The 25,816-nt window shown below is 60.8% G+C and carries 21 protein-coding genes and 2 pseudogenes; 10 read left to right on the top strand and 13 right to left on the bottom strand.

Translation table 11 applies throughout. The features are described from left to right. Nucleotides 1-14: 14 nt before the first annotated feature. Together PQQ53_RS04425 and PQQ53_RS04420 are read right to left on the bottom strand one after the other, a co-directional pair. Nucleotides 15-929 carry a VOC family protein gene (locus PQQ53_RS04425; RefSeq protein ID WP_408152246.1) on the bottom strand — a complete coding sequence of 305 codons (915 nt, stop codon included), beginning with the start codon at nucleotides 927-929 and terminating at the stop codon, nucleotides 15-17. A gap of 107 nt (nucleotides 930-1,036) precedes the next feature. Continuing rightward, a complete protein-coding gene (locus PQQ53_RS04420) occupies nucleotides 1,037-1,171 on the bottom strand; it encodes a hypothetical protein (protein WP_408141276.1) in 135 nt (44 codons plus the stop codon). On the opposite strand from PQQ53_RS04420, the gene PQQ53_RS04415 reads away from it, so the two are divergent. After that, nucleotides 1,134-1,745 carry a LysR substrate-binding domain-containing protein gene (locus PQQ53_RS04415; protein ID WP_408141273.1) on the top strand — a complete coding sequence of 204 codons (612 nt, stop codon included), beginning with the start codon at nucleotides 1,134-1,136 and terminating at the stop codon, nucleotides 1,743-1,745. The genes PQQ53_RS04420 and PQQ53_RS04415 overlap by 38 nt on opposite strands. A gap of 98 nt (nucleotides 1,746-1,843) precedes the next feature. Here the strand turns inward: PQQ53_RS04415 and PQQ53_RS04410 are convergent. After that, nucleotides 1,844-3,974, bottom strand: a pseudogene (locus tag PQQ53_RS04410) (xanthine dehydrogenase family protein molybdopterin-binding subunit). 95 nt (nucleotides 3,975-4,069) lie between these two features. After that, on the bottom strand, nucleotides 4,070-4,462 hold the full coding sequence (locus PQQ53_RS04405) for an FAD binding domain-containing protein (protein WP_408323333.1): 393 nt from the start codon (nucleotides 4,460-4,462) through the stop codon (nucleotides 4,070-4,072). Between the two features lie 572 nt (nucleotides 4,463-5,034). Here PQQ53_RS04405 and PQQ53_RS04400 point away from each other — a divergent pair. Beyond that, entirely contained in the window at nucleotides 5,035-5,226 is a 192-nt protein-coding gene (locus PQQ53_RS04400; protein ID WP_408141208.1) for a hypothetical protein, read from the top strand. A gap of 361 nt (nucleotides 5,227-5,587) precedes the next feature. Beyond that, complete coding sequence (locus tag PQQ53_RS04395; protein ID WP_408141207.1) at nucleotides 5,588-8,767, top strand: bifunctional diguanylate cyclase/phosphodiesterase; 3,180 nt, start codon at nucleotides 5,588-5,590, stop codon at nucleotides 8,765-8,767. Between the two features lie 322 nt (nucleotides 8,768-9,089). Here the strand turns inward: PQQ53_RS04395 and PQQ53_RS04390 are convergent, their stop codons facing one another. Next, a complete protein-coding gene (locus PQQ53_RS04390) occupies nucleotides 9,090-10,205 on the bottom strand; it encodes an MFS transporter (RefSeq protein WP_408141206.1) in 1,116 nt (371 codons plus the stop codon). 235 nt (nucleotides 10,206-10,440) lie between these two features. Between PQQ53_RS04390 and PQQ53_RS04385 the strand changes: the two genes are divergently transcribed. Beyond that, the gene (locus PQQ53_RS04385; protein ID WP_408141205.1) at nucleotides 10,441-11,442 is read left to right on the top strand and encodes a LysR substrate-binding domain-containing protein; all 1,002 of its coding nucleotides are present in this window, start codon (nucleotides 10,441-10,443) and stop codon (nucleotides 11,440-11,442) included. Between the two features lie 594 nt (nucleotides 11,443-12,036). Here PQQ53_RS04385 and PQQ53_RS04380 read toward each other — a convergent pair. Next, complete coding sequence (locus tag PQQ53_RS04380) at nucleotides 12,037-12,261, bottom strand: DUF3563 family protein (RefSeq protein ID WP_408141204.1); 225 nt, start codon at nucleotides 12,259-12,261, stop codon at nucleotides 12,037-12,039. 883 nt (nucleotides 12,262-13,144) lie between these two features. Here PQQ53_RS04380 and PQQ53_RS04375 point away from each other — a divergent pair. The 4 genes from PQQ53_RS04375 to PQQ53_RS04360 all read left to right on the top strand — a co-directional run bounded on the left by PQQ53_RS04375 (nucleotide 13,145) and on the right by PQQ53_RS04360 (nucleotide 18,440). Next, nucleotides 13,145-14,359, top strand: coding sequence for an ATP-binding protein (locus PQQ53_RS04375; RefSeq protein ID WP_408152358.1), 1,215 nt, complete (start codon nucleotides 13,145-13,147; stop codon nucleotides 14,357-14,359). 429 nt (nucleotides 14,360-14,788) lie between these two features. Beyond that, a complete protein-coding gene (locus PQQ53_RS04370) occupies nucleotides 14,789-15,934 on the top strand; it encodes an aminoacyl--tRNA ligase-related protein (RefSeq protein WP_408141202.1) in 1,146 nt (381 codons plus the stop codon). 148 nt (nucleotides 15,935-16,082) lie between these two features. After that, complete coding sequence (locus PQQ53_RS04365) at nucleotides 16,083-17,978, top strand: FAD-binding monooxygenase (protein WP_408152356.1); 1,896 nt, start codon at nucleotides 16,083-16,085, stop codon at nucleotides 17,976-17,978. 21 nt (nucleotides 17,979-17,999) lie between these two features. After that, nucleotides 18,000-18,440 carry a MarR family winged helix-turn-helix transcriptional regulator gene (locus PQQ53_RS04360; RefSeq protein WP_408141200.1) on the top strand — a complete coding sequence of 147 codons (441 nt, stop codon included), beginning with the start codon at nucleotides 18,000-18,002 and terminating at the stop codon, nucleotides 18,438-18,440. Nucleotides 18,441-18,564: 124 nt separating this feature from the next. On the opposite strand, the gene PQQ53_RS04355 is transcribed toward PQQ53_RS04360, so the two are convergent. Both PQQ53_RS04355 and PQQ53_RS04350 read right to left on the bottom strand, forming a co-directional pair. Next, nucleotides 18,565-19,917 (bottom strand): glycoside hydrolase family 28 protein, encoded by a 1,353-nt coding sequence (locus tag PQQ53_RS04355; protein WP_408152354.1) that lies wholly within the window; start codon nucleotides 19,915-19,917, stop codon nucleotides 18,565-18,567. Between the two features lie 3 nt (nucleotides 19,918-19,920). Continuing rightward, nucleotides 19,921-20,148, bottom strand: a pseudogene (locus PQQ53_RS04350) (glycosyl hydrolase family 28-related protein); the annotation flags it as partial. A gap of 307 nt (nucleotides 20,149-20,455) precedes the next feature. On the opposite strand from PQQ53_RS04350, the gene PQQ53_RS04345 reads away from it, so the two are divergent. Together PQQ53_RS04345 and PQQ53_RS04340 are read left to right on the top strand one after the other, a co-directional pair. Continuing rightward, complete coding sequence (locus PQQ53_RS04345; RefSeq protein WP_408141198.1) at nucleotides 20,456-20,737, top strand: hypothetical protein; 282 nt, start codon at nucleotides 20,456-20,458, stop codon at nucleotides 20,735-20,737. Beyond that, nucleotides 20,734-21,135, top strand: a complete 402-nt coding sequence (locus PQQ53_RS04340; RefSeq protein ID WP_408141197.1) for a GFA family protein — start codon at nucleotides 20,734-20,736, stop codon at nucleotides 21,133-21,135. The genes PQQ53_RS04345 and PQQ53_RS04340 overlap by 4 nt, the downstream gene beginning before the upstream one ends. 160 nt (nucleotides 21,136-21,295) lie before the next feature. Here the strand turns inward: PQQ53_RS04340 and PQQ53_RS04335 are convergent, their stop codons facing one another. The 5 genes from PQQ53_RS04335 to ehuB all read right to left on the bottom strand — a co-directional run bounded on the left by PQQ53_RS04335 (nucleotide 21,296) and on the right by ehuB (nucleotide 25,793). Further along, the gene (locus tag PQQ53_RS04335; protein WP_408141196.1) at nucleotides 21,296-22,687 is read right to left on the bottom strand and encodes an MFS transporter; all 1,392 of its coding nucleotides are present in this window, start codon (nucleotides 22,685-22,687) and stop codon (nucleotides 21,296-21,298) included. A gap of 81 nt (nucleotides 22,688-22,768) precedes the next feature. Further along, the gene (gene eutA / locus PQQ53_RS04330) at nucleotides 22,769-23,548 is read right to left on the bottom strand and encodes an ectoine utilization protein EutA (protein ID WP_408141195.1); all 780 of its coding nucleotides are present in this window, start codon (nucleotides 23,546-23,548) and stop codon (nucleotides 22,769-22,771) included. Between the two features lie 3 nt (nucleotides 23,549-23,551). Beyond that, nucleotides 23,552-24,211, bottom strand: a complete 660-nt coding sequence (gene ehuD, locus PQQ53_RS04325; protein WP_408141194.1) for an ectoine/hydroxyectoine ABC transporter permease subunit EhuD — start codon at nucleotides 24,209-24,211, stop codon at nucleotides 23,552-23,554. Between the two features lie 4 nt (nucleotides 24,212-24,215). Continuing rightward, on the bottom strand, nucleotides 24,216-24,875 hold the full coding sequence (gene ehuC, locus PQQ53_RS04320; RefSeq protein ID WP_408141193.1) for an ectoine/hydroxyectoine ABC transporter permease subunit EhuC: 660 nt from the start codon (nucleotides 24,873-24,875) through the stop codon (nucleotides 24,216-24,218). A 75-nt stretch (nucleotides 24,876-24,950) separates the two neighbouring features. Next, nucleotides 24,951-25,793 (bottom strand): ectoine/hydroxyectoine ABC transporter substrate-binding protein EhuB, encoded by an 843-nt coding sequence (ehuB, locus tag PQQ53_RS04315; RefSeq protein WP_408141192.1) that lies wholly within the window; start codon nucleotides 25,791-25,793, stop codon nucleotides 24,951-24,953. Nucleotides 25,794-25,816 lie beyond the last annotated feature (23 nt).

The raw sequence follows: 25,816 nt of genomic DNA, 5'->3' as shown, positions 1-25,816 counted from the left end.
GCCCGCCTCACCCGTCAGACCACCCCGCCAAACCCCTCACTGCCCCTTCCATAATTTCGGTTGGTCACATCCGGATTCCGGTTCACCAACGGCCTCGCGTACAGCGGATGACGCAGACTCCGCACTTCATGTTCAAGCGTGAAGCAGGGCGTTCCACTCACAGGATCGACGAGCTCGGCGAAGCGATACTGGTGAGCCTCCTCGCCATAACTCAACCCGCGGCCGGCGAGCCGCTCGTAGGGTCCGGAGAAATTGGCCACATAGATCTGAATGTGATGTCCATCGTATTCCTGGCTTGCGGCGGGCGTTTCCGCATAGACGAGTTGTTGATGCCTGCCGACCGCGACCGCCGCTTGCAGCGAACCGTTACGCTCGCGCACCTCGACAGACGCATCGAAGATCTCGCGATAGAACGCAGCAATCGACGCCGCGCCGCCGACGGGCACATCGAGTTGCACATACGCGATACCAAGATCGATGCCCGCCCACGGGTCGCTCGCCGCGCACGCATCGGAATCGAGGCAGTCGTAACGATTCCCCCACGGACAGATCACTTCGACGCGGTCGTCCCGCTCGGTCCATCCGAATCGGGTCTGTTCCAGAAGAGGCCGAACGGCGCGCAGCCGCTCGATGAGCGCCGCGCGCCTGCCCACAATCAGCCCGACATGCCCGCGAAGGCGCTGAGCGTCGCCGTGCGGCAAGTGAATCTGCGAACGGCCAACGTTGATCCACATGTTGGTCACGCCCGTCATCAGAAACGGATCGCGCGTCAGACCGAGTGCACTGACATAGAACGCGGTCGCGAGACGCTGGTCCGGGATCGTGAGATTGACGTGTTCCAGCAGCACAAGATTGCCGATGTCTTCACGTGCGTAGTCGGAACGCTCCATCTGTTTGTCCTCGAAGGGTTGACGCGGTAGATCATACATACACTACTCGGGCGGCGCTCACGACCTCCCTCCCGCGACGCGCCCCTCGGGCAACTCGATGCGACCGCTGAGGCCCAGGCCCTGTTTCGCGAGGTCGAGCAGGTCTATCAGTCGGCGTTGCGCGTCGACGAATTCGCACGGGCGCTCGCTCTCGGTCCGGCAAGCCTGTTGCGTGTCTCCTGCAGTCCTTCGCCGGGGCCGACGATCGTCGCGCCCGCGATCGTCGAATTGAAACGCAGCATGCCGAAGCTCAGGATCGACTGGCACACGACGCTCATGTCCGACATGCCGCTGGAGGTGCCAAGCAAGGCAGTCGACCTCTCGGTGACGTCGACGCCGATCGAGCACGAATATCTTGAAGTCGCGCCGTTCATGCGAGGCCGCATGATGTGCGTGCTGCCGGCTAAGCATCCCCTTGCGGCGAAGGAGCGCATCGCACTCGCCGATCTCAAGACCGAACCGATGATTCTTTTCAGGCGCGACATTCCGTTCGGCACGGCTATCGTCAGGGCTTGCCAGCAGGCCGCTGTCGAACTCACCTCGGTCGTCGACGTCACTCGCGCCGATCAGGCTCTGGCGCTGGTACAAGGCGGACTGGGACTGACTATCGTCGACGAGTTCGCGGCGGGCGGCATCGATTGCGCCGTGCGGCCGCTCGTCGAGGAACTCGAAATGATTCCGACGTTCGTGTATTCGAAATTCTCGCCGCCGCCCAGAGGCGCGATGCTGCTGATGGAGGCCGTTTATCATCGCGCCGAACAGTTGGGGCGGCAGGTTGGCAACTTGCGCGCTAGCGGCCGCGCGAGTCGGGAATGAAGCGGACGCCGCCAGGTTTGAGTGGCAGCACGCTTTGAGGACGGCGGCAGAAAAAGCGCCTGACGCCGTCCCCATGAATGCCGCGGTAACCGCTCCCGCTACGCCGACACCGGCGGCACGCCGTCCATCAGTTTGTCGAGCGTGATCGGCAGATTACGAATACGCTTGCCGGTTGCGTGATAGACGGCATTCGCCACCGCAGCGGCCAGCCCCGTCACGCCGATCTCGCCAATTCCCCGCGCACCGAATTCGCCGAGCTTGTAGTCCGGATAGTCGAGCAGGATCACGTCGATCTCCGGCTGATCGGCGTGCACGGGCACCATGTACTCCGCGTAGTTGTTGTTCACCGGCAAGCCGTTGCGCGCGTCGAACTCCGCCGCTTCGAACAGCGCCATGCCAATTCCCATTACGATTCCGCCCTCCACCTGATTGCGTGCCGCCAACGGGTTGATCACCTTGCCGACGTCGATCGCGCTCACCACCCGCGCCACTCGCAGACGAGAAATACCCGGGTCCCAACGCACTTCGACGAAATGCACGCCGAACGAACGGAATGAAAATTTCGACATATCGGCCGCCTCGCTGCGATACCAGCCTTCCGCGCGCGAGCCGCTGGCTGGCCAGCACGTCGCAGAACGAAACCTGCTTCGCACCCGCCGACAACGCACCGTTGCGTACGACGAGCGAATCGGCCGACGCGCCGGCCAACGGTCCGGATGCGGCCACCGCATACTGCTTCATGCGCTTGAGCGCCTCGCGCGTCGCACCAGCAATCGCCGACATCGCGCTGGTCGTCGCCCAGGAGCCGCCCGACACTGGCCCAGCCGGAAACGCCGAGCTGCCTAGCTCCACCTCGACCTTGTCGAGCGGCAGCCCGGTCAGCTCGCCTACCGTCTGCGCGACGATCGTATACGTGCCGGTGCCGATGTCCTGCAAGCCGCACTGCGCGAGCGCGGTGCCGTCGGCGCGCAACGTCACGCGCGCTTCCGTCGCCACACGGAAGGCTTCCCAGTTGCACGCACCCATCCCGTAACCGATGATCTCGTCGCCTTCACGCATCGAACCGACCGCCGGATTGCGTCGCTGCCAGCCGAAGCGCTCCGCGGCCGTGGTCATGGCTTCGGGCAGATGGTTGCTCGACCACGGCAGATTGCTGCTTTCATCGCGCGTGGACAGGTTGAGCTGGCGGAACGCCAAAGGGTCCATGCCGATCGCAAGCGCCATTTCGTCAACCGCCGACTCCGGTGCAAACAGCCCCGGCGCCGCACCCGGTGCTCGCATCGACGTGGGCGTTCCGCGATGGACCGCGCTGTTGTTGTGCGTCACGAGCACGTTGGGGCATGCGTACAGGCTCTTCGTCATGCCGCCGCACGCCTCGGTGTAGGCGTCGATCGTCGATGTGCTGTTGTACGACTCATGGCTGATCGACACCAGCTTCCCGCTGGCATCCGTAGCAAGCCGCACCCGTTGCAACGTTTCGGGCCGGTGCCCGACGGTGCTGAACATCTGCGCGCGCGGCACCACGAGTTGCATCGGCCGGTTCGTCATACGCGCCGCCGCACAGGCCGCGATGGAATGCGGCCAGGGCCACAGTTTGCCGCCGAATCCCGAGCCGATGAACGGCGCGCGCACTTCGACCTGGTCCGCGGTCAGATCGAAGATATTCGCCAGCACGTTGCGATGATTCAGCACACCCTGACTGGATTCGTAGACGATCAGACGACCGCCTTCCCAGTAGGCGGTCGTCGCATGCATCTCCATCGGATTGTGAGTTTCGACGGGCGTCGTATAGGTCTGTTCGAGGCGATGCGCGGCTGCGGCGAGGCCCGTCTCGACGTTGCCGCGAGCGTGCCCGCGCGGTCCCTTGTTCGAACCATGCGCGTCGAGCGCCTGCGCGAGACTCTTCACGGGTTCGCTCGCGACGTAGTCCACTTTCACGCGATACGCCGCCGCACGGGCGTGCTCGAACGTATCGGCTACGACCAGCGCGACGAATTGGCCCGGATAGTCAACCTGATCGTCCTCGAAGGGCAGTCGATGTTCGTCGACCATCGCCGACGACAGAATCTCCGCAAAATTGAGCGGCGCATTCGGCGTTCGATGCAGCTTCAGGAAATTGTCATGATGCAGCACGTTCACGACGCCGGGCATGCGACGCGCTTCGTCGTCGTGAATTGCATGGATTTTTCCGCTGGCCACCGTGCTGAAGACGCCGTACGCGTACAGCATGCCGTTCATCGGATAGTCAGCGGCATAGCGCGCCGCACCGCTCACCTTGAGGCGGCCGTCGACACGCTTGTGCGGGGTCCCGATAATCTGTTCGCTCATGCGGTCTCCCTGGCGGTCAGGTCGCGAAGATTCCTGATGATGGCCTGCTGTCCGAGCGGCACCTTGTACGCGTTGTGTGCATAGGGCCGCGCATCACGAAACGCTGCGCTTGCCGCCTGCGCGAATACTTCCATCGAAGCGGTCTGACCGCGCAGCGCCGCTTCCGCCTCCGGGGCGCGCCAGGGTTTGGTCCCAACCCCGCCCATTGCGATGCGTACTTCGCGAATGCGTGGCCCGTCCATCGCCACGATCACCGCACTGGATGCCAGCGCGAACTGATACGACGCGCGGTCGCGCAGCTTCAGATAGCCCGAGCGGCTGCCCGCAAGCGGTGCGTCGAGCGTAACGTGCGTGATCAACTCATGCGCTTGCAACGCATGCGACGGCACGATTGAAGGCGATCTCCAGGCGTGCGTCACCTGGATCATCGCGGCGCCCTATGCGGTCGGAATTGTCGCAAGCACGCCGACCGACATCGCCACGGTCGGGATGGCTGCTGCGGTCGGGTTGCGACGAGCCGCCATCGCAGTCACGGCCTGGGCTTCCGACTGCAAGCTGAATGCACGCCTCCGCGAGACTACTGTGCGAGCGACGGTGTGACCAGGTGCTGGAACCTGCATACGCTTGTGAAGCGGATTCAAGAATGCCGCAATCGACGAATGCTCGACCGGGTGCCCAGCGCGACTGGAATCCTGCCATCGCCTCAACCTGCCGGGCGAATAGGTTCGACACGCCAGCGCGGCCGTAACGTATAAAAAGCCGTTGCTGAAGGCACTCCGCGTGCGCTAATGAGGCTCGCGCGGCTGCCAGCCGAAACGTGCCCCCAACCGTTGCGACTGCTGAAGCGCAGTCCCGAAGCGCCGATGCGGAGATCGAGTCAGAATATCAGGGGACTGCCGGCTCACGAGGGATCAGATCTTGCTGGCGATATCCATGCCCCTCTTATGAAAGGGAGAACGTCATGATCAGGCTACTCGGCATCCTGGCTTTCGCGATCGGTGTTGCGGGCTGCGTCACGGCCCAACCGCCCTATTACGGATACGGCGACCCGCCGGGGTACTTCGCACCCCGGCCCAGTGTCGGCATCGGGATCGGTGTAGGCAGTTTCGGCGGCTCAGGCTTCGGAGGCGTCGGCGTTGGGCTCGGTTTCTAAGGCGCGCTAACACAGTGGGCGCGAGTTCGCGACTTCCATGCTTGCGGCAGTGGCGGTCAGGTCAACCTGTTCTACCTCAAGCAGCAGCCCGACATGTACGGTCTGCCAACCACCCGGTGCAAATGCATCTACAGAGAGCCCGCAGAGAAAAAACTCGCACCAACTTGTCCCATTTCCAGCACCTTTCCGGGGCGTTTTAAGCAAAAGCTAAAGAACTTCTCCAACTGGTCGATAGCGTGATCAGGGGCTTTTCCCCCGTCGGGCCTGACCGAGGTCCGACGTTCCCTGCACGGAGAAACGCAGTGAAACGTCTGGCTTATCGCCCCCGGGACGCAAGCTTCGCGATCGAGCGACCACACCCATGAAACGCAACCTGTTCTTCCGGTTTCTCGGACGCCTTCGCGTCGGCCGCAAGCTGCTGCTGATCTATCTGCTCGACCTGAGCGCGGTGCTGTACATCAGCGGCATCCTGATCCACGAGAAGTACATCGCGATTGACTTCTCCGACAAGGAGTTGATTGGCAACGCCTACGTCGCCGCCGTGCACGACGCGCTGATCGACTTCGCACTCGCGGGGGCCGGGCAACCGCAGACTGCGGCTCAATTGCAGCGCACGGCCAGCAAACTCGCCGATGCCGAGCGCCACTATGGCGCGAATATGCAGAGCGCCGCGATCAATGAACGGATACTCGACGCACTCGCGGCCAGCGCGGCGCCGCATGCGAGCGCAGCGACGGTGGACGGCGGCCTCGAGGCAACGCGCGCACTGGTGACGCGCGTCGGTAACCAGTCGAATCTGATTCTGGATCCGGACCTCGACAGCTACTATTCGATGTCGCTGTCGATTCTGCGTTATCCGGAGTTGCTCGCCGACGTCAACCGGATCGGCCGCCACCTGCACGATGCCGGCGCGAGTCGCCGCGCCGCGCCGATGAGCCGCGACGAGATGCGTACCCGCTACCTCGTCCTGGAGGGACAACTCGACGCGGTGTTGCAGGGGCTGCGCTCGGACTATTCGGAAGCCGCAGCCGCGAACGGCGCACTGAGCGGCACGATCGGACCGCCGACCGCGCGCATGCTCGCCGCGATCGACGCTTATCGCAGGGCGGCCGGCGCCGCCGTCGACGACGGCCCCGACGCGGCCAGGCTCGCCGCGCTCGATGCCGCCCAGCAGCGCGTGGTGACGAACATCAGCAACGCGTGGAGCGTGACCGGCGATCAGCTCGAAATACTTTTGCATGAGCGCGTGCGCGGCCTCTTCGAGCGGATGTGGCTACACCTCGGGACCGCCCTCTTCCTGCTATGCGCGATCCTGAGCATGGTGTACTTCGTCGCGCAGCAGATCTCGCGGCCCCTGCGCCAGCTGGCGCGCGTGATGGACACCGTGCGTCGCACAGGCGATCACTCTCTGCGCGCCAACTGGCATAGCCAGGACGAGATCGGCCAGCTCGTGCAAGGCTTCAACGACATGCTCGCGCAACTCGACCGCGAGCGTGACGCGCAGAAGGAACTTGCGGCGACAGCACGCGCGTCGGCCGCGCAGTACGCGCTCGTCGAGGCGACACCCGTGCCGATGGTCGTCACGGCAATCCCGGGGCATGAGGTATTGCACGCGAACCGACCGGCGCTTGCCTGGCTCAATGGCTGCACCGTAGACCCATGGGGTTTCGGTCTCGACTCGGAAGTGCGCGCGCGTTTCTTCCAGCAACTCTCGGACCGCGATGCCGTGGACGAGTTCGAGGTGCGCTGGAAGGCCGGTAGCGAAACGACCTGGGCGATGTTGTCGGCGCGGCGCCTCGACTTCCAGGGGCGCGACGCCGTCTTGACCGCATTCACCCCGATCAACCAGATCAAGCTGATGGAACAGCGCCTCGAGCTGTGGGGCAAAGTGTTCGAGGCATCATCCGAGGCGATTCTGATTCTGGATGCGCAGCGGCGGCTCGTGACCGCGAACGCATCGTTCTATCGCGCAACCGGCTATCGCGCCGACGACGTGGCGGGCAAGGAGCCCGCTTTCCTTTTCGGCGCCCAGGAGCCGGGCGACATCTTTCCGGCCATCATCGATTCCGTCGATCGACTGAGCGCATGGCATGGCGAAGCGCACGTGCGACGGCGCGCAGGCAGCGACTATCCGGCATGGCTCATGGTGAGCGCGGTGCGCGACCGGCGCGCGAACCTGTCGCACTATATCTGCACGTTGATCGATATCACGGACCGCAAGAAGAGCGAGGCCCGCATCCAGTTCCTCGCCGAACACGACGTGCTGACGGAACTGCCGAACCGCGAGCTCTTCGTCAAGCGCCTCGGCGTGGTGCTCGATAGCGCGCGCCGCACGGGGCAGCGAGTCGCGGTACTGTTCATCGATCTCGACCGCTTCAAGAACATCAACGATTCGCTGGGCCATCACATCGGCGACAACCTCCTGCGCTCGGTCTCGCGACGCCTCCTGCAGGCCGTGCGCAGCAACGACACGGTAAGCCGTCTCGGCGGAGACGAGTTCACGGTGATCCTGAATGGCGTGAGCAATGCGGCGGACGTCAGCCGAACGATCGAGGACCGTTTGCTGCCGCTCGTGCGTCAGCCGCACGAACTAGGCGGCGTCGCGTTGCCGGTGTCATGCAGTGTCGGCGTGGCACTGTTCCCCGACGATGGCGAGGATATCGAAACACTGATGCAGAATGCCGACGCGGCGATGTATCAGGCGAAGAGCGCGGGACGCAACCTCGTCAAGTTCTTTGCGCCCGAGATGGCCGAACGCGCGCGCCACCGTCTGAAGCTCGAAGCCTGCCTGCGCACCGCGATCGCCACGCACGAGTTCCGGCTCGAATACCAGCCTTGCGTTGACGCGCTCACGGGCGAACTGGTCGCGGTAGAAGGATTACTGCGGTGGAACAGCGCGCAGATCGGCACGGTGTCGCCCGCGCAGTTCATTCCAATTGCCGAAGACACGCGGCTCATCATTCCGCTCGGCGCCTGGGTTATCGACGAAGCATGCCGGCAGATCGCGGCATGGGACATGGAAGGGGACATGCGCCTGCGCGTGTCGATCAATCTGTCGGCGGTCCAGTTGCGCGACCCGGACCTGATCGACACACTCGCACACAGTCTCGCCTCGCATCGCGTCGCCCCCGAGCGGCTCGAACTCGAGATCACCGAGACAGTGCTCATGGACAGTGCGGAAGACTATCTCACGACGATCAACGCGATTCGCAAGCTCGGCGTCAAGCTGTCCCTCGACGATTTCGGCATCGGTTACTCCAGCCTCAGCTATCTGAACCGCTTTCCGCTCGATCGGCTCAAGATCGATCGCGCGTTCGTACAGGACATGCTTGAGGCGCCGGCCGACCTCGCTATCATCCGGGCAATCATCGATCTGGGCCACGAATTGGGTCTACGGGTAGTCGCCGAAGGTGTCGAGAGCGAGCACCAGGCTCGCATCCTGCGTGATATCGGGTGCGATGAGCTGCAGGGTTTTCTTTTCTCGAAGGCGCTGTCGCCTTCGGATTTGTGGTCGTGGAGCAGCGCGAGGTTGGCGGCCTGAGGGGGACTGTACCGTACAATATCCCGCTTTAATGATGTTTTTCGGTGGTGCGGAAGACCTTCCGCACAGGTGCCGGTACCGGCGGTACGCGACTAAACTAGGTAGACTCACTCTTCAAATAACGCTGCGGTGTCTCGCCTGATGCCTTCCTGAACATCGTAATTCAAGCGCTCGAACTCGTACAGCCGAGTTCGTTCGCAATTGCCGCAACCGGTACACCTTGGGCCACTTCGACGCAGCTTCAACGACCCTCAACTGCGACCCTTGTTGAAATCCGCCTTAGCGGAGCCGAATAACAGAGGGAGCGTGTCCCGAATGAAGCTCATGTCATGCGCAGATGCGGACGAAGAAGAAGCGCCAGTGGCAAGACGGCCAGCGCCGTGGCCGCAGTCGCGATAGTGGCACCGTGCGCGCCGATTCGGTCACCCAGAAGACCGTAGGCAACCGGAGAAAGCGCCCCCGAAGCGATAGTGCCGGTATAAAAGAGCGCAAACGCTCGCTCGGTACGCTCGACCGAAGTCAGTTCGGGTACGGTTCCGTAAAGAACGGACGATGTGCCGTTGAGCATCACGCCAAGCAGCGGCAACAAGATCACAGCGGGCGTCAGTGGCAGGCAGATCACAGCAAGGATCAACGCTGCCGTACCGCCTTCAGTGGCGAGCACAGTGCCGATTACGCCCACGCGCGCGCCGAGCCAGGCACACACGAACTTGCCGGCGGCGCCGCCGATGAAGACGAGCGCGAGCGCCGTGCCCATCATCGGTGTCGAGATGCCTTTTGCTTTCAGGAGAAATGGCAGGAAGGTCAATAACCCCATACGCACGGCTGTGTCGAGCACGCCGATCGTGAGCAGCAGTGAGAAGCCCGCGCGCGAACCGTTGCTGTTCTGGCCAGGCGTTTCCTCTAACGAAGACTCGTTTCTCGGCACCGATGGGAGAAAAAGTGCAATCGCCGTCGCGACTAAAACGCCAACGGTCGACATGGCCCAAAGTGCATGGCGCCACGGCATGATGGTAATCAGAAGCGAGATAGCCGCCGGAAGCGCAGATTTTCCGAGGTCGCCTGAAAAATTGTAGATGCTGAGCGGCCCTCGCGCCTTGCGTCCATACACGCGCGAGACTGCTCCCGAAGCTAGGGGATGCTGCGTGCTCGAACCGCTTCCCGAGATGGCGAGTGCGACGCATAAGCCCAGCAGGGTTCCTGACATGCCTGCGACAGCGTAGCCGAGCGCGGCCATAAACGTGCCGAACGCAAGCGTCGCGCGCGTGCCCAATGCACGAGCGAGGCGTCCTGCGGGCAATTGCAGCATCGCCATCGTGCCCGCATAGATGCCGCGCAAAATAGCCAGGGCACCGAAATTGAGTCCAAAGTCCGCCTGCCAGACGGGCAGCAAGGCGTAGATCATGTCGGTGTACCCATCGTGCAGCGCGTGCGCCATGCAGGAGAGCCACAATACACGCGTGCGTGAAACGGAGGTCGGCCGGCCGGGTCCGTCGGCTACCCCTGTGTTTGGAGAGGAGAGAGAGAAACGTCTCATGGTTCAACCGAATCGTGGGAACGCAGGCATTGGCGACAGCTCGGGCGTTGTGTTACAGGACACCCACAGTCTAGATTCGTCCAGAACGCGCCACAACTGACGTAAAATTGAGTCGGACGGGAGAAAAAGTCACCGTATGAGCATGGACAAACGCACGGGCAAAGACGCGGAAAAGTTGCCCCCATTGAATGCGCTGCGGCACTTCGAGGCGGTCGCCCGCCTGGGGAGTTTCGCGGCTGCGGCGAGCGATCTGCATGTCACGCATTGGGCAGTCGGCAAACAGATTCGATTGCTGGAAGACTGGTTCGGCGTTCCGCTCTTTGAGCGCCGCTCACGCGGCGTCGTTCCTACTGACGAAGGCGCGGCTCTACTCAATGATGTCAACGGTGCGTTTGCGCGCTTAAGCAGCTCGGTCACCCGGCTGCGCCACGAATCCATTACGCGTCGTATTACGGGTGTTGTGCGCGTGAATGCGCTGGCGAGCTTCGCTTTGTGCTGGCTAATACCGCGCCTGGCAGATTTCCAGACTCGCTACCCGGACATTGATGTACGGCTCTCGACAACTTCACGCAAGTTGCGCTATATCGGTGATGCATTCGACGTCGGTGTGCGCTCGGGACCCGAGGACGCGGCAGGCCTCATCTCAACGACGCTGATGCCCGACTTGCGCCTGCCCGCTTGTCATCCAGCGGTGCTGCTGAGCCACCCGATCAGGACGGTCGCCGATTTGCGAAATCACACGCTCCTTCACTCCACGAGCACTCGCACAGCCTGGTCCGATTGGTTACGGGAGGCCGGTGCGCCAGGCCTACGGGGTGCCCGCCATTTCGACTTCGATCATGTTTTTCTCCAACTCGGCGCAGCGGCTGAAGGGCTTGGCGTGACGTTGGCGTCGTTGCCGCTCATTGAACGCGAGATCGCAACGGGGCGCCTCGTGTGTCCAATATCCGAGCCGGCGTGGCGCGGACCCGATTACACGTTGGTCGTGAACGCTGATCGCGCGGACGATGACGCAGTCATGGCGTTCAGCAAGTGGATCATGGCGGCGGCGGTGCAACATCCGTTGGAGCCGGCTCGAAGCGAATCTGCACAGAAAGTTCGTCGAACTACACCGCGCACGAAGCGATCCGGGCGCTAGTTGTGATAGCGACGTGGATGATCCGTTGAGAGCGCTCCGGTCCTCTTCAATGGAAACCGGCAACACTCGCGAATTTCAATCCGCACTATTAGTGCGTGCGATTTATCCGGGTCGACCAGGGAACATGGGGTGGCGGTTGTCGAGCCCACAGAAATGTCAGACCTGATGCCTGCATCGACGTCGTCCTCGCCAATTCACCCCCCACTTGTGCGAGCGGCTACGGTGGCTTAACGCCGCCGCCCCGGAAGACGACATCGAGGGCCGGAATGCAGCAACTCAACTGGTGTAAGCGTCGAAGACCGATTGGTAACACAACGTTGATGCAACATATGCAACGCAACCCGCTAGTTAATCTGACGTTGTGAATAGTGTGGAAACTTAGGCGAGCAAGTGCATTTCGATGCCCGCGCACTCTTTAACTCATCCACGACGGCCCTGCCGCTCCCCAGCCCATCGACGCGCTCGCCCCTCACCTCTTTTGAATTTGATGGCGGCAAGCGAAAGAGTCACGTGAAGGACGGCGGGGCTCGGCTCGCGGGTGCGCATGCTCCGGCATCCGGACTGATCGATGGACGGCGCATCGGCTTTGTCCCCTCAGCGATCGATCTCCATCGAATTCATTCGGCGTTCGAGTTCGCCCATGTCAGCGGCGGACGCGAGGTACGCGTCACGGCGACTGTATTCAGCGCGGTCAAGCGCCTTTCTCAAGAGCGGGAACAGATAGATGAGCAAGATGAACACAACGTCCTCCGGGAGGCGACCTGGTCGATTGCGTGTCACGCACGAACGGGGCGCGACACGAGGATTCCAGGCGTGCATCCGGTGCGGGTATCCGGGTTCGGACAGATGGGCGGGTCGTGCTACGGCTGGACGCGTTGTAGCGCAGAGTCCATGCCATGCTTACGTATCCCTTGCGGGACGGGACTTTCAATAGTCTTTCGGGGAGGCGGATCGGGCAAAGTGTCGGCGCGTGGCCGACAAATATTCAGTGGAAGTCGGGCCGCGACGAACATGTGTTCATGTACGTCGCGCGAGCTAAAGCGCTCCGTCATGGAGACGGGCACGCATCGCAGCCACACTCACATGCCCATCAATTGACGATGCGTGTGTTCGATCGAACTTGCCGGGAGCGATCATTCGATAAAATAGGCGCCGTTCGTATCACACGGCCGGAAAGCATTTCTTCCCCCATAAAAGCCCTCTGCTACCTACGAGCAACGCGGCCACTACCTGACAGGAAAATATAAGAGATGTGCCCGTCCCACGGCTGGAATTCACAGTCACGTATCCATGCAGCAAAAGAACTCCTCATCGAGTGAGTCGAGCCGACGGCAGCAGGAAACATTTGGTAAGCAATTCGGCGATGCGGCCAGTGTTCGCAGCTTCCTGATCCGTCCCAATCGCACATCATCGGCTCAGCCTGCGGTTCGTAGCCCGGCCTCGCCTCGGCGTTCACTTTGCCCCACAGGGAAGACCAACGAGAATGTCTGCGCCATTGATGATTGGTCGGCCGTGTCATCCGGGGAGCGTCCTTCAGCAGGTCGATGCCTGAAAAAGTAGCGGCGATCGCATACCCTATAGCTCGAACGGATTGATGTCATGCTCGCCGTCTGTATGCATTCGTCGGATCCACCTATTGCCGATTAGAGCCGAAGAGGAACGATTGATTAGATTGCTTCAACGAGTCATCGTATTGACCGCGATGCTGATATCGAGCATCGATTCGAACGTCATGGCAAGGACTTCGCAGCAGGCCAGCCCTACGGGCATTTCTCAGGCCTACGTGTCGCAACGTCCTCTCGCATGGCCGGAGTCTCAGCGAGACCACACCGGGCACCTGTCTGGCTCCGAACCGCTGATGCCCTTCACCATCGCGCCGCCCGCTGTGCTGGTTGTCGAGCGGGCAACGCTGGTTAACCTCCGCGAGGAGATCGATGAAACGTTATTCGCTCGCACGTGGTCCAGTTTCCCGGCGCAACCTTTCTTGCCCTCGCGCGGCATCTCAAGAAATGATTCGCCTGCGTTCGAGGACAACCCCGGATCTCTATCAGAAGACAACACGGCGATCTCCGCCTGGATGATTGTCCTGCTAGCAGTTGCGCTCGGACTAACCGGAAGTTGGGTAGCCGGTCGGCCACTGCGGAATCTGGCGGCGGCCTTCCGCGAGATTTCCGGCGATTGCGATCCTTCCAATGCCATTCCTGAGACCGGCCCCGAAGCATTGCGAAGACTCGCCCGGACATTCAATGAAATGCTGACGCGACGCTGCCACGCGAGAAAGGCACAGTCGGAGACACTTGCCGCCCTCGCCACGCACCTTGAATCCCAGGCGATCCGCCTTCGTGAAACTTCGCTGCTGGTAAAAGAATGGCAGAAACGTGTTGCGCTGGTAGAAGATGTTGATCTGTTCTCGCATATCGCCAGGCAGTTCGTCGAGGTAGCCGGGTGCTCGCCGAAGCAGGCCACCGATTTATCGGTGGAAGCATTCATACGCGATCGGTTCATGATGACAAGTTCACTGGATGCGGCACTCTTCAGTTGCACGTTCGGAGCAGGCGCGGAGTTCAGATTGCCGCGCACGCTTCTGGAGCGCGTCATGTCGAATCTCGTCGACAATGCGCTGGACCATGGGGTCCCGCCGATTGAAATAAAAACGTCCCGAGTGCGCGATGAGTGGATCCTGAGCATCCGGGATCATGGTGCCGGCATCAAACCGTCCGAGCTATCGAATGCAACTTCGACATTCGTGCGCCTGGCTCGCACTGAAAACAACGGTCGCCATTGGGGACTAGGATTGGCGTTGGTCAAAAAACTCGTCTCGGATGCTGAAGGTCGTCTTATTCTGGGCAATCATTCTGATGGAGGACTATTTGTGCGCATGGTGTTTTCCGCGTCGCGCGGGTCCAGTTGGACCTGATGACCCCACCAACTTGCAATCGCGCTCGATGGTCGGCAAAGGACAAAAGGGAGTGATTGCTTCCCAATGTGCGAACGCGATGCCGGTATCGTGCCGGGTTGCGATCGAGCCTATTTTCAAACATACTGACGCTGACGGACGAACATTGGCTGTGAATGCCACCGTGAGCACTTGAGCTACTCAGCGCGGCGTTCCGCTTTGAAACAGATTTCAAACGAGAAGCAACACATCATGAATTTTTCGAGGACCCTCCTGCAACGACCTCCGGTGCCCGCAATGGCGGCCGGAGTCTGCTCGAGTCCTCAAGGTGCGCGCGAAGAAGGCTGATTGCCTACGCGCTGCCTCAGAATCGACGATCCGGACGCCCGCTTGCGGGCGTTTTTCATTTCAGGCGTTGTTTTTAGCTGAATTCGAAATCCGGAGCAGATCATGAAATTCTCGCAGCAACTTTTCTCAAACGGCTTCTTTGAACAGGACAACTCCCGGCTGGAGCTGACGGACCTCGCCCGCAAGGCATGCTTTATTCATCAGGACGCTGCAGGGCTTTACTCGTGGATGTCGCTTGGCCTGAGGGCGCAGCGACGCATCGAGAGCATCGTGCGCGAGGAGATGGACCGCGCCGGCTTCTGCGAGGTCCAGATGAGCCTGCTGCATGACGCAGACCTGTGGCAGCAAAGCGGGCGGCTCGATATCTACGGTGACGAACTGATGCGGGTGAAGAGCCGCTCCGGCCGGCTGTTTTGCCTCGGAGCGACGTGCGAGGAGTTGACCACCAACATGGTCAAGACGCACTACAACAGGACCGACATGAGTCTTGGCCTATATCAGTTCGGCAACAAATATCGTGATGAGTTAAGAACCCGTGGCGGATTGGCCCGGGCCAAAGAATTCATCATGAAAGACGCGTACTCCTTCAATGCCACGGAATCCGGCTCACGCGCAGCGTATGAGTCCGTTCGCGAAGCCTATCTGCGCGTCTTCAGACGGCTGGGGCTGGACGCGGTAGTTAAGTCCAGCGACAACGGAGAGATCGGTGGGCAAAGCTCCGAGGAATTTCATGTACTCAGCGATCTCGGCGAGGACGAGATCGACGGTCAGAAAGCGCTCGAATGCGCGCACATTTTCGATCTGGGCGATCGCTATTCGAAGGTTCTCGGGCTTGTGAATGCCAAAGGCAAATTCGTCAGAATGGGCTGTTTTGGCGTGGGCATTTCTCGGCTCGCAATGCTTCTGCTTAGTCGCCAGCGCGACGAGCGAGGCTTTTGGGGCACCGAGGCATTCAATACCTTTGATGTGGCTCTGACGGTCATCGAGTGGGATCGATTGGAACGCCAGGAGGCTGCTAAGGCGCTGCAACACGAACTACAGGCAAGGGGCTTGAGCGTGCTGGTGGACGACCGCCTGACGCAAGCCGGAAAGAAGCTTGCCGACGCTGAGTTGATCGCCTGCCGGCAGCGCGTGGTCATCGGCAAACAGGCGCTCGAGTCGGATCGTTTCGAGTGGATGAACCGGCAAACGCTCGAACGCAAAAGTGTAGCGCGGGCGGAAATCGCGGAGCTTTGTTCGAGACAGTGAGACCGTGTTGGCCTCGCTGGGAACTCGGCATCACACAGACCTCGTTTTTATAAGGGTAAACCCAGATGATACACAGAACTATTGAAATAGTTGGTATACGGAGTATATTCCCTCCAACGCGATAAGCACCAACATGGAGGAAGACATCATGCAATTTCATCTCAACGGTTTTCGGGTCGGCGACCCAGGGATCGAACCCGTCGCCGAGAACATGCACGGCCCCGGGGTGCCCGACCAGGTCGACGTGCTCATCGCCGGCACGGGACCCGCGGGGCTCGTCCTCGCCGCTCAGCTATCGAAATTTCAGGGTATTAAGACCCGTATCGTCGAGCGCCGGTCAGGGCCGCTTTTGATGGGCCAGGCAGACGGCGTCGCTTGCCGGACCGTTGAGATGTTCAACGCGTTCGGTCTCGCTGAACGCTTGCTGCGCGAAGCATACTGGGTCAACGAAACTGTCTTCTGGCGTCCTGACGCAGATGACCAAGGCGCGATCCAGCGTACCGGACGTGTTCAGGATACCGAACCAGGCCTTTCCGAGTTTCCGCACGTCATCGTCAATCAGGCGCGTATTCAGGACTATCTGCTGGACGTGATGCGGCTATCCCCGCGGCGAATGGAACCGGACTACGATCTCGAAGTCGTGGCCGTCGAACGCGACGATGTCGGCGAGTACCCGGTGCGGGTCACGTTGCGCCGCACCGCTGCAGCGCGGCTCGGCGAGGAAATATGCGTGCGCGCCCGCTATGTCGTAGGCTGCGACGGCGCGCGCAGTCGGGTGCGCGCCGCAATCGGGCAAACGTTGCGCGGCGACGCAGCCAATCACGCGTGGGGCGTCATGGACGCGCTTGCCGTCACTAACTTCCCCGACATCCGGTTGAAGGTCGCCATTCAGTCCGCCCGCGAAGGCAATCTGCTCATCATTCCGCGCGAAGGTGGCCATCTCGTGCGTTTCTATGTCGACCTCGGCGACGTAACGCCTGAAAATCGTGAAGCGATCAAACAGATTACGGTTGACCGCATCATCGCTACCGCACAACGGATTCTGCATCCCTACACGCTCGACGTGAAAGAGGTCGCATGGTTCTCGGTGTACGAAGTGGGACAGCGCCTGACCGACCGTTTCGACGATTCCGTCAGCGCAGATCGAGTCGATCGTGACCCTCGCGTGTTCATCGCCGGAGACGCCTGTCATACGCATAGCGCCAAAGCGGGCCAGGGAATGAACGTCTCAATGCAGGACGGGTTCAATCTCGGCTGGAAACTCGCCGCGGTTCTTCAGGGACGCAGCAACGTCGATCTGCTGCGCACCTATTCTGGCGAGCGGCAACCCATCGCGAAGGAGTTGATCGAGTTCGACAAGGAGTGGTCGGCGATGATGGCGGCGCCCCCCAAGGATCCAGCCCGGCCGGAAGCAGGCGGAGTCGATCCGGCTGAATTGCAGGCGTACTTCGTGCGCGCCGGCAGATACACCGCGGGCGTCGCCACCCGCTACCGCCCCGGCATGCTCACGGGCGAGTCGACTTATCAAACGCTCGCGAGCGGCTTCACGATCGGCACCCGGTTCCACTCATCTCCCGTGGTTCGCGTCGCCGACGCCAAGCCGGTCCATCTCGGACACGCCGCACAGGCGGACGGCCGTTGGCGTCTGTACGTTTTCGCCGATGCCGGCCGAAAAGCGCTTGATGCGTTGTGCGACCATCTCTCCAACTCGTCCGATTCCATCCTGCGGCAAATTACGTCTACCGACGCCGACCCGGACAGCGTGCTCGATCTGCGCGCGGTGCTTCAGCAAGACCATCGGGAGGTGCGTCTGGAGGAACTGCCCGACCTGCTGCTGCCATGCAAGGGACGCTACGGGCTCATCGACTACGAGAAGGCATTTACGAGCGACGCGGTGACTGATATCTTCGACGAACGCGGTATCGACCGCGAGCGGGGCGCAGTGGTGGTGGTCCGCCCGGATCAATACGTTGCTCACGTTCTACCGCTGAACGCCTATGCGGAGTTGAGCAGCTTCCTGCAGCCCATTTTCCGAATCAATTAACCTGCGCGGAACACTGCGAAATTGCCAACAAAATCCGATGACCTCAAAGGGCTTGCCCGACACACGGGCAGCCTGGTACGCCGCGCTCAGCAGCGACACCTAGCGGTATGGCTTCGCGAGGTTTCGGCTGAGGTCACGAGCGTGCAGTACGCGGCGCTCGTCGTCCTTCACGAGACGCCGGGCGTCAACCAGCGACAGCTTGGCGACGAGTTGGATGTAGACCGCTCGACGATTGCCGATCTGGTTGCACGCATGGTGCGAAACGGCCTGATCGAGCGGCAGGACGACCCCGCCGACAAGCGCAGCTATATCCTGTTCCTGACCTCGGCGGGGAAAAAGCAGCTCGCCACTTTGCGCCCTCGCGTCGACAATGTCGATCGCATCCTCACCGCTGCGCTTTCTCCGCTGGAAAGTGCTGAGTTGCGGCGACTGCTCGCGGTTTTGCTGTCGGAGCGCGCGTAACGTCGAGTTCCCCCACGGCATCTCTTTCAATCAAAACACCGTCGTCCCGAACTCGCTCAGAACGAGATCAACCAGGCGATCGCGCCCCCATCCAGGCGGCCGCGATCGCCCTTCGCTGCATGACCTATTGCGTTGGCAGGCCGGTGATATTGCTTGTCGTGGTAGAGGACAAAGTCGGAACGATGTTCGCACCGCCTGCATTCTTGATCGTGCTGTTAGTGAACACCCAATTCCCGCCATTGGCGATCGACCCGGCCCCCACCGACGCGCCCGCTGAATTGACGGCTGTGATATTCACGTTATTGAACGTGAAATTCGTGAACCGGCCCTTCTCTGCTTCACCCGCAAGCGTATAGCCCGCCACGCCGAACACAGCCGTTTCGACACGCTTCATCGTGATGTTCTCGAATCTGAAGTTCCGGAAAATCGGATATCCATCTTCGGGCGTGGCCGGCATCACGAGAATCGGCGGCCAGTACGAAGGCTCCATGTACGTCGAACCAAACGTGGCTGGAACCGTGCCGCCGGCCGGCCATGCTTCGTTTCCTTGCATGAAGTAGTACGCATCGTCGACGGTAATGTCATGGATATAGACATTTTCCATCGTGCCGCCGCGCGTCGGCGCCGATTTGAATACGAACGCGCTATAGACAGCCGGTCCGCCCGCCTTGTATCCGACGTTGCTGTTGATCTGCCCGGTAAGCGGCGTGACCTGAATGTTGGACACTTCAATGTTGTTCGCGCCACCGGACGTTTCGCTGCCGATGGTAAATGCGGTCGCACCGGCCCGAACCACAGAATTGCGGATCACCACGTTCGCGGTCGGCTTGTTGACGCGAAGCCCGTCGCCGTCACGCCCGGACTTGATGACGAAGCCATCATCGTTTGCGACGATATCCGCGTTCTCCACAAGCACGTTCGTCGACGAATCCAGATCGATACCATCGGTACTCGGCATGATCCCGGTCGCAGCGCTCGGGAAATTGTAGACTTTGACGCCATCCAGATGCACCTGATCCGAGTAGCAGATGTGCACGGTCCAGAACGGCGAGTTCTGAACGGTCACGTCCTTGATGGTGACATTCGTCGAATTGAACGTCTCGATGCCGCGTGGGCGCTGCTCGTCCCAGTTGAGCGCCCATGTCACGCCGAGCGTCTTGTGAAACGACGTACCATCGGCATAATAGTGCGACCACCACGCTTGCCCATTGCCGTCGACCACGCCTTTACCAGTAATAGTCACATTGTTGGCATTGCGAACATTGATGATCGCCGACGCCCAGTTCATCTCGATGCCCTGCACTCGGGTCGGCACCTGTGGGTAGAGAGACAGGCCATCCGGGTAAAAGCCATTCGTTGCACCGGAAGCGATGGTCGTTTCGATGTTCCACCAGGTCTGAGCCTGGATGGCCTTCAGCGTCACGCCTTCATCGACTTGCAACGTCGTATCCGAACCGACGAACAATGCGCCGGTCATGAACGTGCCCTGCGGGAACACGACCGTCCCCTTCGCGGCGCTCGCCGCATTGAGCGCTTTCTGAATCGCTGCAGTGTCGTCAGTCGTACCGTCGCCCTTGGCGCCGAAGTCTTTGACGTTGTACGTCTGGCTAATGCCTGGATCCGCGGGCGTAACCGGAGGCGCCGACGCGGCCGGCGTCCCTGGATCATTGCTCAGCTTCCCATCCCCACCGCACCCTGCCAGAACCATGCACGCACACGCAATCGCCAACAACCTTGTTTTCATGCCCCCTCCTGTCTTTCCAAGTTAGAACTCGAAATTTTGTTGGAGGCCATTCTCGGTATTGGTGCGATGTCAGACAATAGAGTTTACCCTCGACAAACAATTTGTTACGTTCAGCTCGAATCCACGCTCAAAACTACGGCAATTTTGATAGATAGCGTGCCGGATCCCATACTGTGAGCGAATCTGGAATCTGATTTCTTCTTTAGCCGAATGGTGCAATCGCGGCGTCGCGCGACGTGGTTCTTCATTCAACTTTGTGATATGACGTCGCATGACAACGACGTCGGACGCGGCAGACTCAAACCACGGAATCCGCAAGATCAAAAAGCTCGACCACCAGGAAAACCTCCCTATTTCGAGCGTCAACGCGGTGGATGCATCGCTCCCGCAGAACAGGTCGAGCCCAGATGATTTCAATTATCGTTTTGGCATTGGAGCAGGATTCGCGGCCGATTCAGGCTATTGGACATCGACCTTCGGCCCATCAATAATCATGGATGTGCTATTCCCCAATCCATTTGCGATGTGCCTACTGCCTGAAAAACAGTCATGAAACCATTACTCGCTGGCGGATGCCTTTGCGGTGCTGTCCATTACTCGGTAAAAGACGAGTTTATCTATGCGTTGAACTGCCACTGTTCAAGCTGTCGGCGTGCGACCGGCTCAGCATTCAAACCATTCGCGGGGATCGAGCGCGACAAGTTGTGTATCACTCAGGGCAAAGACAACCTGTTGATTTTCGGTGACGAACGAGCGTCGCACGATGTTCACTGCAAGACATGCGGAAGCCTGATGTTCTCAGTGGTTCGTAACGCTGAGTTCGTGCACGTCACGTTGGGGACGCTCGCCGACACGCCTACCATTCGCCCCACTGCTCACATTTTTGTGGGTTCAAAGGCAGCGTGGCATGACATCACCGATCAGCTGCCACAACACGAAGAATTCGGTTGAATGGTTATCGGTTCAAATTCGGCGGCGTGATCGAGCGCTTTCCGCCGGCCCGACGCGGAAATCCATCCGCGTCACCGTCGGCTCGCATTGTCGAAAGCAAGAGTCGTATGGGGCCACTTCTGCCCTGCCACAGTCACCTGAAGTCGCCCGGCGGGGCCACTCAGGCTCCTCTTCCCGCCGCATCGACACGCTTCGGAGTCCGGTTTCCCTTTTCCTTTCCGGGTATCTCCCGCCCGCGCAACGAGCAGCCCGATGTCTCCGTCACGAAGATCAGCGCCAATGCGCCAATCACACACGCGGCCATCATGTAGTACGCCGGCACGAGTACATTGCCGGTGCGTGCGATAAACCACTCGTTCACCATCGGCGCCGTCCCGCCGAAAATCGACGTCGACACGTTGTAGGCAATCGCCATCCCTGCATAACGCACCTGCGTGGGAAACATCGCGGGGAACATTGCCGAGATGCTTGCCAGTTGTGGAACATATAGCAGACCTAGCACGGAAAACCCGATGAGGGCTCCGGCAATGCCATGCTTCATCAGAAGGAACATCGGAATGGCAGCGACAAAGAGTCCCACCAGCGAAAACCACCAGACATTCTTGCGCCCGATCCGATCCGAGAACGTGCCGGCAAAAGGAAGAAACACCATCATCGCCAGCATGCCGATAAGCGGGACGAGCAACGACATGTTGTCGCTCATGCCCAGTTGCTTCTGCATGAAGGTCGGCATATAAGCCAGCAACACATAATTGACCACGTTGAGCGCCACGACCAGGCCGCCGAGCAACACCAGTGGCTTCCAGTATCCGGTCAGCAAGGCTTTCAGCGAGACGCAAGTCTGCGGCTCCTTGTGGTTCGATTGCTCCAGTTCGATGAAGACGGGCGTGTCTTCCAGTTTCGAGCGCAGATAGAAGCCAATCAGGCCGAGCGGCGCAGCGATCAGAAACGGCAGTCGCCATCCCCAATCGTGCATGGCCGCGTTGCCGAGTGCGACCGAACAGCCAAGCATCAGAAACGCGCCGAGCGAAAAGCCTGCGAGCGTCGCGAATTCAAGGAAGCTGCCGCAAAAACCGCGCTTCTTGTCCGGTGCATATTCGGCCATGAAGGTGGCCGCGCCGCCATACTCTCCACCGGTCGAGAAGCCCTGGATCATCCGCAAGACGATCAGCAGCGCCGGCGCCCACCACCCGATGCGCGCATAGGTCGGCACGAGTCCGACCAGCAGCGTCGCCACCGACATCAGGATGATCGTCAGCGCCAATACGTGCTTGCGTCCAAGCCGGTCGCCGAGCGGGCCCCAGAAGAGTCCGCCCAGCGGTCGAACCAGAAACGAAATCGCAAAGGTGGCCAGCGCGAAGAGCGTGGCCTGAGCCGTGCTGCCGGGAAAAAGCGCGGCCGATATGTAGGTCAGGCCGTAGGCATAGATGCCGTAGTCGAACCATTCCGTCGCGTTACCCAGCGCCGATGCGGCAATGGCGCGCCGCAACAGGCTCCGTGACTCGTGTTGCACTGTCTCGCTGTCGCTGTCCCATGACTGTACGTAGTCCATCGTTCCTCCTGAATGTCGAGCTATGCGACGCATTCAGAACCGCGTCGAATTCACAAATATCGGTAAGCCGTTCGCCGAACCTCAACGTAGAACCGGTGGCAACGGTAGTGTCATCAATCGTCCCCGTTCGGGTTTGGCGTCACTGCTGCCACAGAGGCGCAAACACATCCAGGCGGTCGCAAGATTACTGCTGACAGCGGGCTTGCCAATCGACGCCTCGATCCGCGCAATGACCGCCGCCGCCCGCACCGCCGTGCACGAAATGAAAAGCGCATCGGACTGCGCCGCCGTCGCGACACGAGCGAACTCCACGATGTCGTCGTGCGATATGCGTGCCATCTCACGGTCATCGGTGAGACCCATGCACATGAACCGGTCGATGACAAAACCTTGCGCGGCAAAGTACGCGGCCATTGGCTGGCTCGTTTCAACGGTGTACGGCGTCAGGACGCTGATGCGCCGTGCGCCAAGCGCGTTCAGCGCGGCCACCGAGGCGGCCGTCGGCGTGACCACGCGCGTCCGCGGCTTCGCCGCATGAATGGCCTGCTCGATCTCCGCATCGCCGATCACGACTGATGCCGACGTGCACGAATACATCACTACGTCGAGCGCTTCGCCCGGCAGGATCAGCGCGGCGCCGGCAGTCAGCGAGGGCTGCATCGCGCGCAGATTGTCCGGCGTCACCGGATTCGCGTAAGGCACGCGGTTCACGTAAATACCGATGCGTTCACTCGCCACGAGCGCCGCAAAGTCCGGCTCGGTCGTGTGATCGGTTGCCAGGATCACGAGGCCGATACGTTTGTCGACGGCGCGTTCGTCAAGACGCGGCGGGTGGGCTGAGGACTGGATGGCGGTCTGCATCGCTCAATGCCCGACATCAGGAAAGCGTCTTTCGAGCAACCGCACACCGGTCACCGCGATGAGACTGATGCACAGAAACAGCACGCCCACTAGCGTCATCGGTTCGAGGTAACGGTAGTCCGTGTTCGCAATGATCTTCGCCTCGTTCATCAGTTCGAGCACGGTAATCGCTGACAGCAGCGGTGTTTCCTTGAACATCGAAATCAGATAGTTTGCGAGCGCGGGTAACATCGGCGGAACCGCTTCGGGCAGGATGATGTGCTGCCACGTTTGCGACGGGCTCAGATTGCACGCCTTGGCTGCTTCCCACTGCCCGCGCGGCACGTTTTCGATGCCACTGCGATAGACCTCCGCCGTATACGTCGCATAGTGCACTCCAAGCGCGAGCACACCGGCCGCGAGCGCGGGCATGCGCACGCCGATGTCGGGCAACACATAGAACACGAAATACAGTTGCACGAGCAGAGGCGTGCCACGGATGAAGCTCACCACCAGCGTCGTGGCACTCGCCACCGCGCGATTCGGCGACAGGCGCAGAATCGCGAACACCATACCGACCACCCCCGCCACGATCGCGCCGAGCAAGGTCGCGAGTACGGTGATCTTCATACCTTGCAGCAAGATCGGCAGAATCTCGCGTGCGAAACTCCAGTCCCATTCCATGCGCCTATCTCCTCATTCCGTCGAGACCCAGGCTCATGCGCCGCTCCAGCTTGCGCATGCCGAACCCAATCAGGCACGCCATCGCGAAGTAAAGCGCGAGGATCATCGCGAACGGTATCAACGTATTGCCGGTTTGCGAGCGTACGACCTGCGCCTGAAACGTCATGTCGCCAAGCGAGATCAGCGATACGACCGCCGTGCCCTTGAGCAGCTCGATGGCGTTGTTGCCGAAGGTCGGCAGCATCAGCGGCAACGCCTGCGGCAGGATCACATGGCGCATGCGCTGATAGCGGGACAGATTCAACGCAACGCATGCGTTGCGCTGCTCCTGGCCAATCGCTACGACCGCACCGCGCACCACTTCCGCGCCATACGCACCGACGTTCAAGCCAAGTGCGAGCACCCCGGCCTGCAACGGCGTGAGCGTCAATCCGATCATCGGCAAGACGAAATACGCCCAGAACAACTGGACGAATACCGACGTGCCGCGAAAGAACTCGATATACGAGGTCGCCAGCGAGCGCACCACGACGAAGCGCGACAGCCGCCCAAGGCCGGCCACGAACGCCATCACGAGCGCAAGCGCGGTGCCCATCAGCGTGAGTTCGACAGTTGTCTGCGCGCCTTTCAGAATCAGCAGCAGATAGCCGGACCAATCGTTCATGAACACACCTCGTCGTGCTTCGGGTTGGCTGTTCGACGTGCTATCGCGCTGCACATCGAACAGGATCGGCTGGGCTTAGTTCTTCGCAGCACACAGCTTGTCGCGGCTCGTGGACATCGCCGCCTTGGCCGAGAATCCGTACGGCTCGACGATCTTCGCGAACTCGCCGGATTCCTTCATCTTCTTCAACTCGACGTCGAACGCATCGCGCAGCGCGGTGTCCTGCTTGCGGAACGCAACGCCGTCGCATTGCACGGGTGTGCCCTGCACCGGTGCGATCGATTCCAGATTGGCGTCTTTCGCTTTCGCAAGCAGATCGCTGATCGACAGCAGCGGTAGCGCGAATGCGTCGATGCGGCCGTCCTGCAGCATCTTCAGCCCGCTCTGCCCATCAGGCACGATGACGACGCGCTCGGCCGGAATATTCGCGGCGCTCGCGAGTTTCTGTTCGGTAGTCCCGCCCTCCACGCCAATCACCGCCTTCGGGTCCTTGGCGATTTCCTCGTAAGTCTTGATGCTTTTGGTGTTGCCCTTCTTGACGGCAAATGCTTCGACCGCGCACAGCACAGGTTCGGAATACGCCACGGCGGCGCAGCGCTGTGGCGTCATGAAGAGACCCGCCGCGATCGCGTCATGCCGCCCCACTGCGAGGCCTGGAATCATCGCGCCGTATTCGGAGATCGACGCGACGATGTCATTGACGCCGAGCTTTTTGAACACCGCACGCGCGACATCGGGAGCCGCGCCCGTCACCTTGCCGTCGGCGCCCACCGCGGTGAACGGCGGCTCGTTGGCAATCGCGATGCGCGCGAAACCCTGCTCCCTGAGTTGGGCCAACTTGTCCTGCGCGGCGACTGCAATGCCGGTCAGCGTCAGTAGCGACAACGTCCCCGTGATCAGAATTCCCTTCAATTTCATGATTTATTCTCCTCGAGCGTAGT

Source organism: Paraburkholderia strydomiana (genome assembly GCF_046030495.1).
GTDB lineage: Bacteria > Pseudomonadota > Gammaproteobacteria > Burkholderiales > Burkholderiaceae > Paraburkholderia > Paraburkholderia strydomiana_A.
The sequence above is the reverse complement of the archived record's forward strand: the minus strand, read 5'-3'. Positions and strand labels throughout refer to the sequence as shown.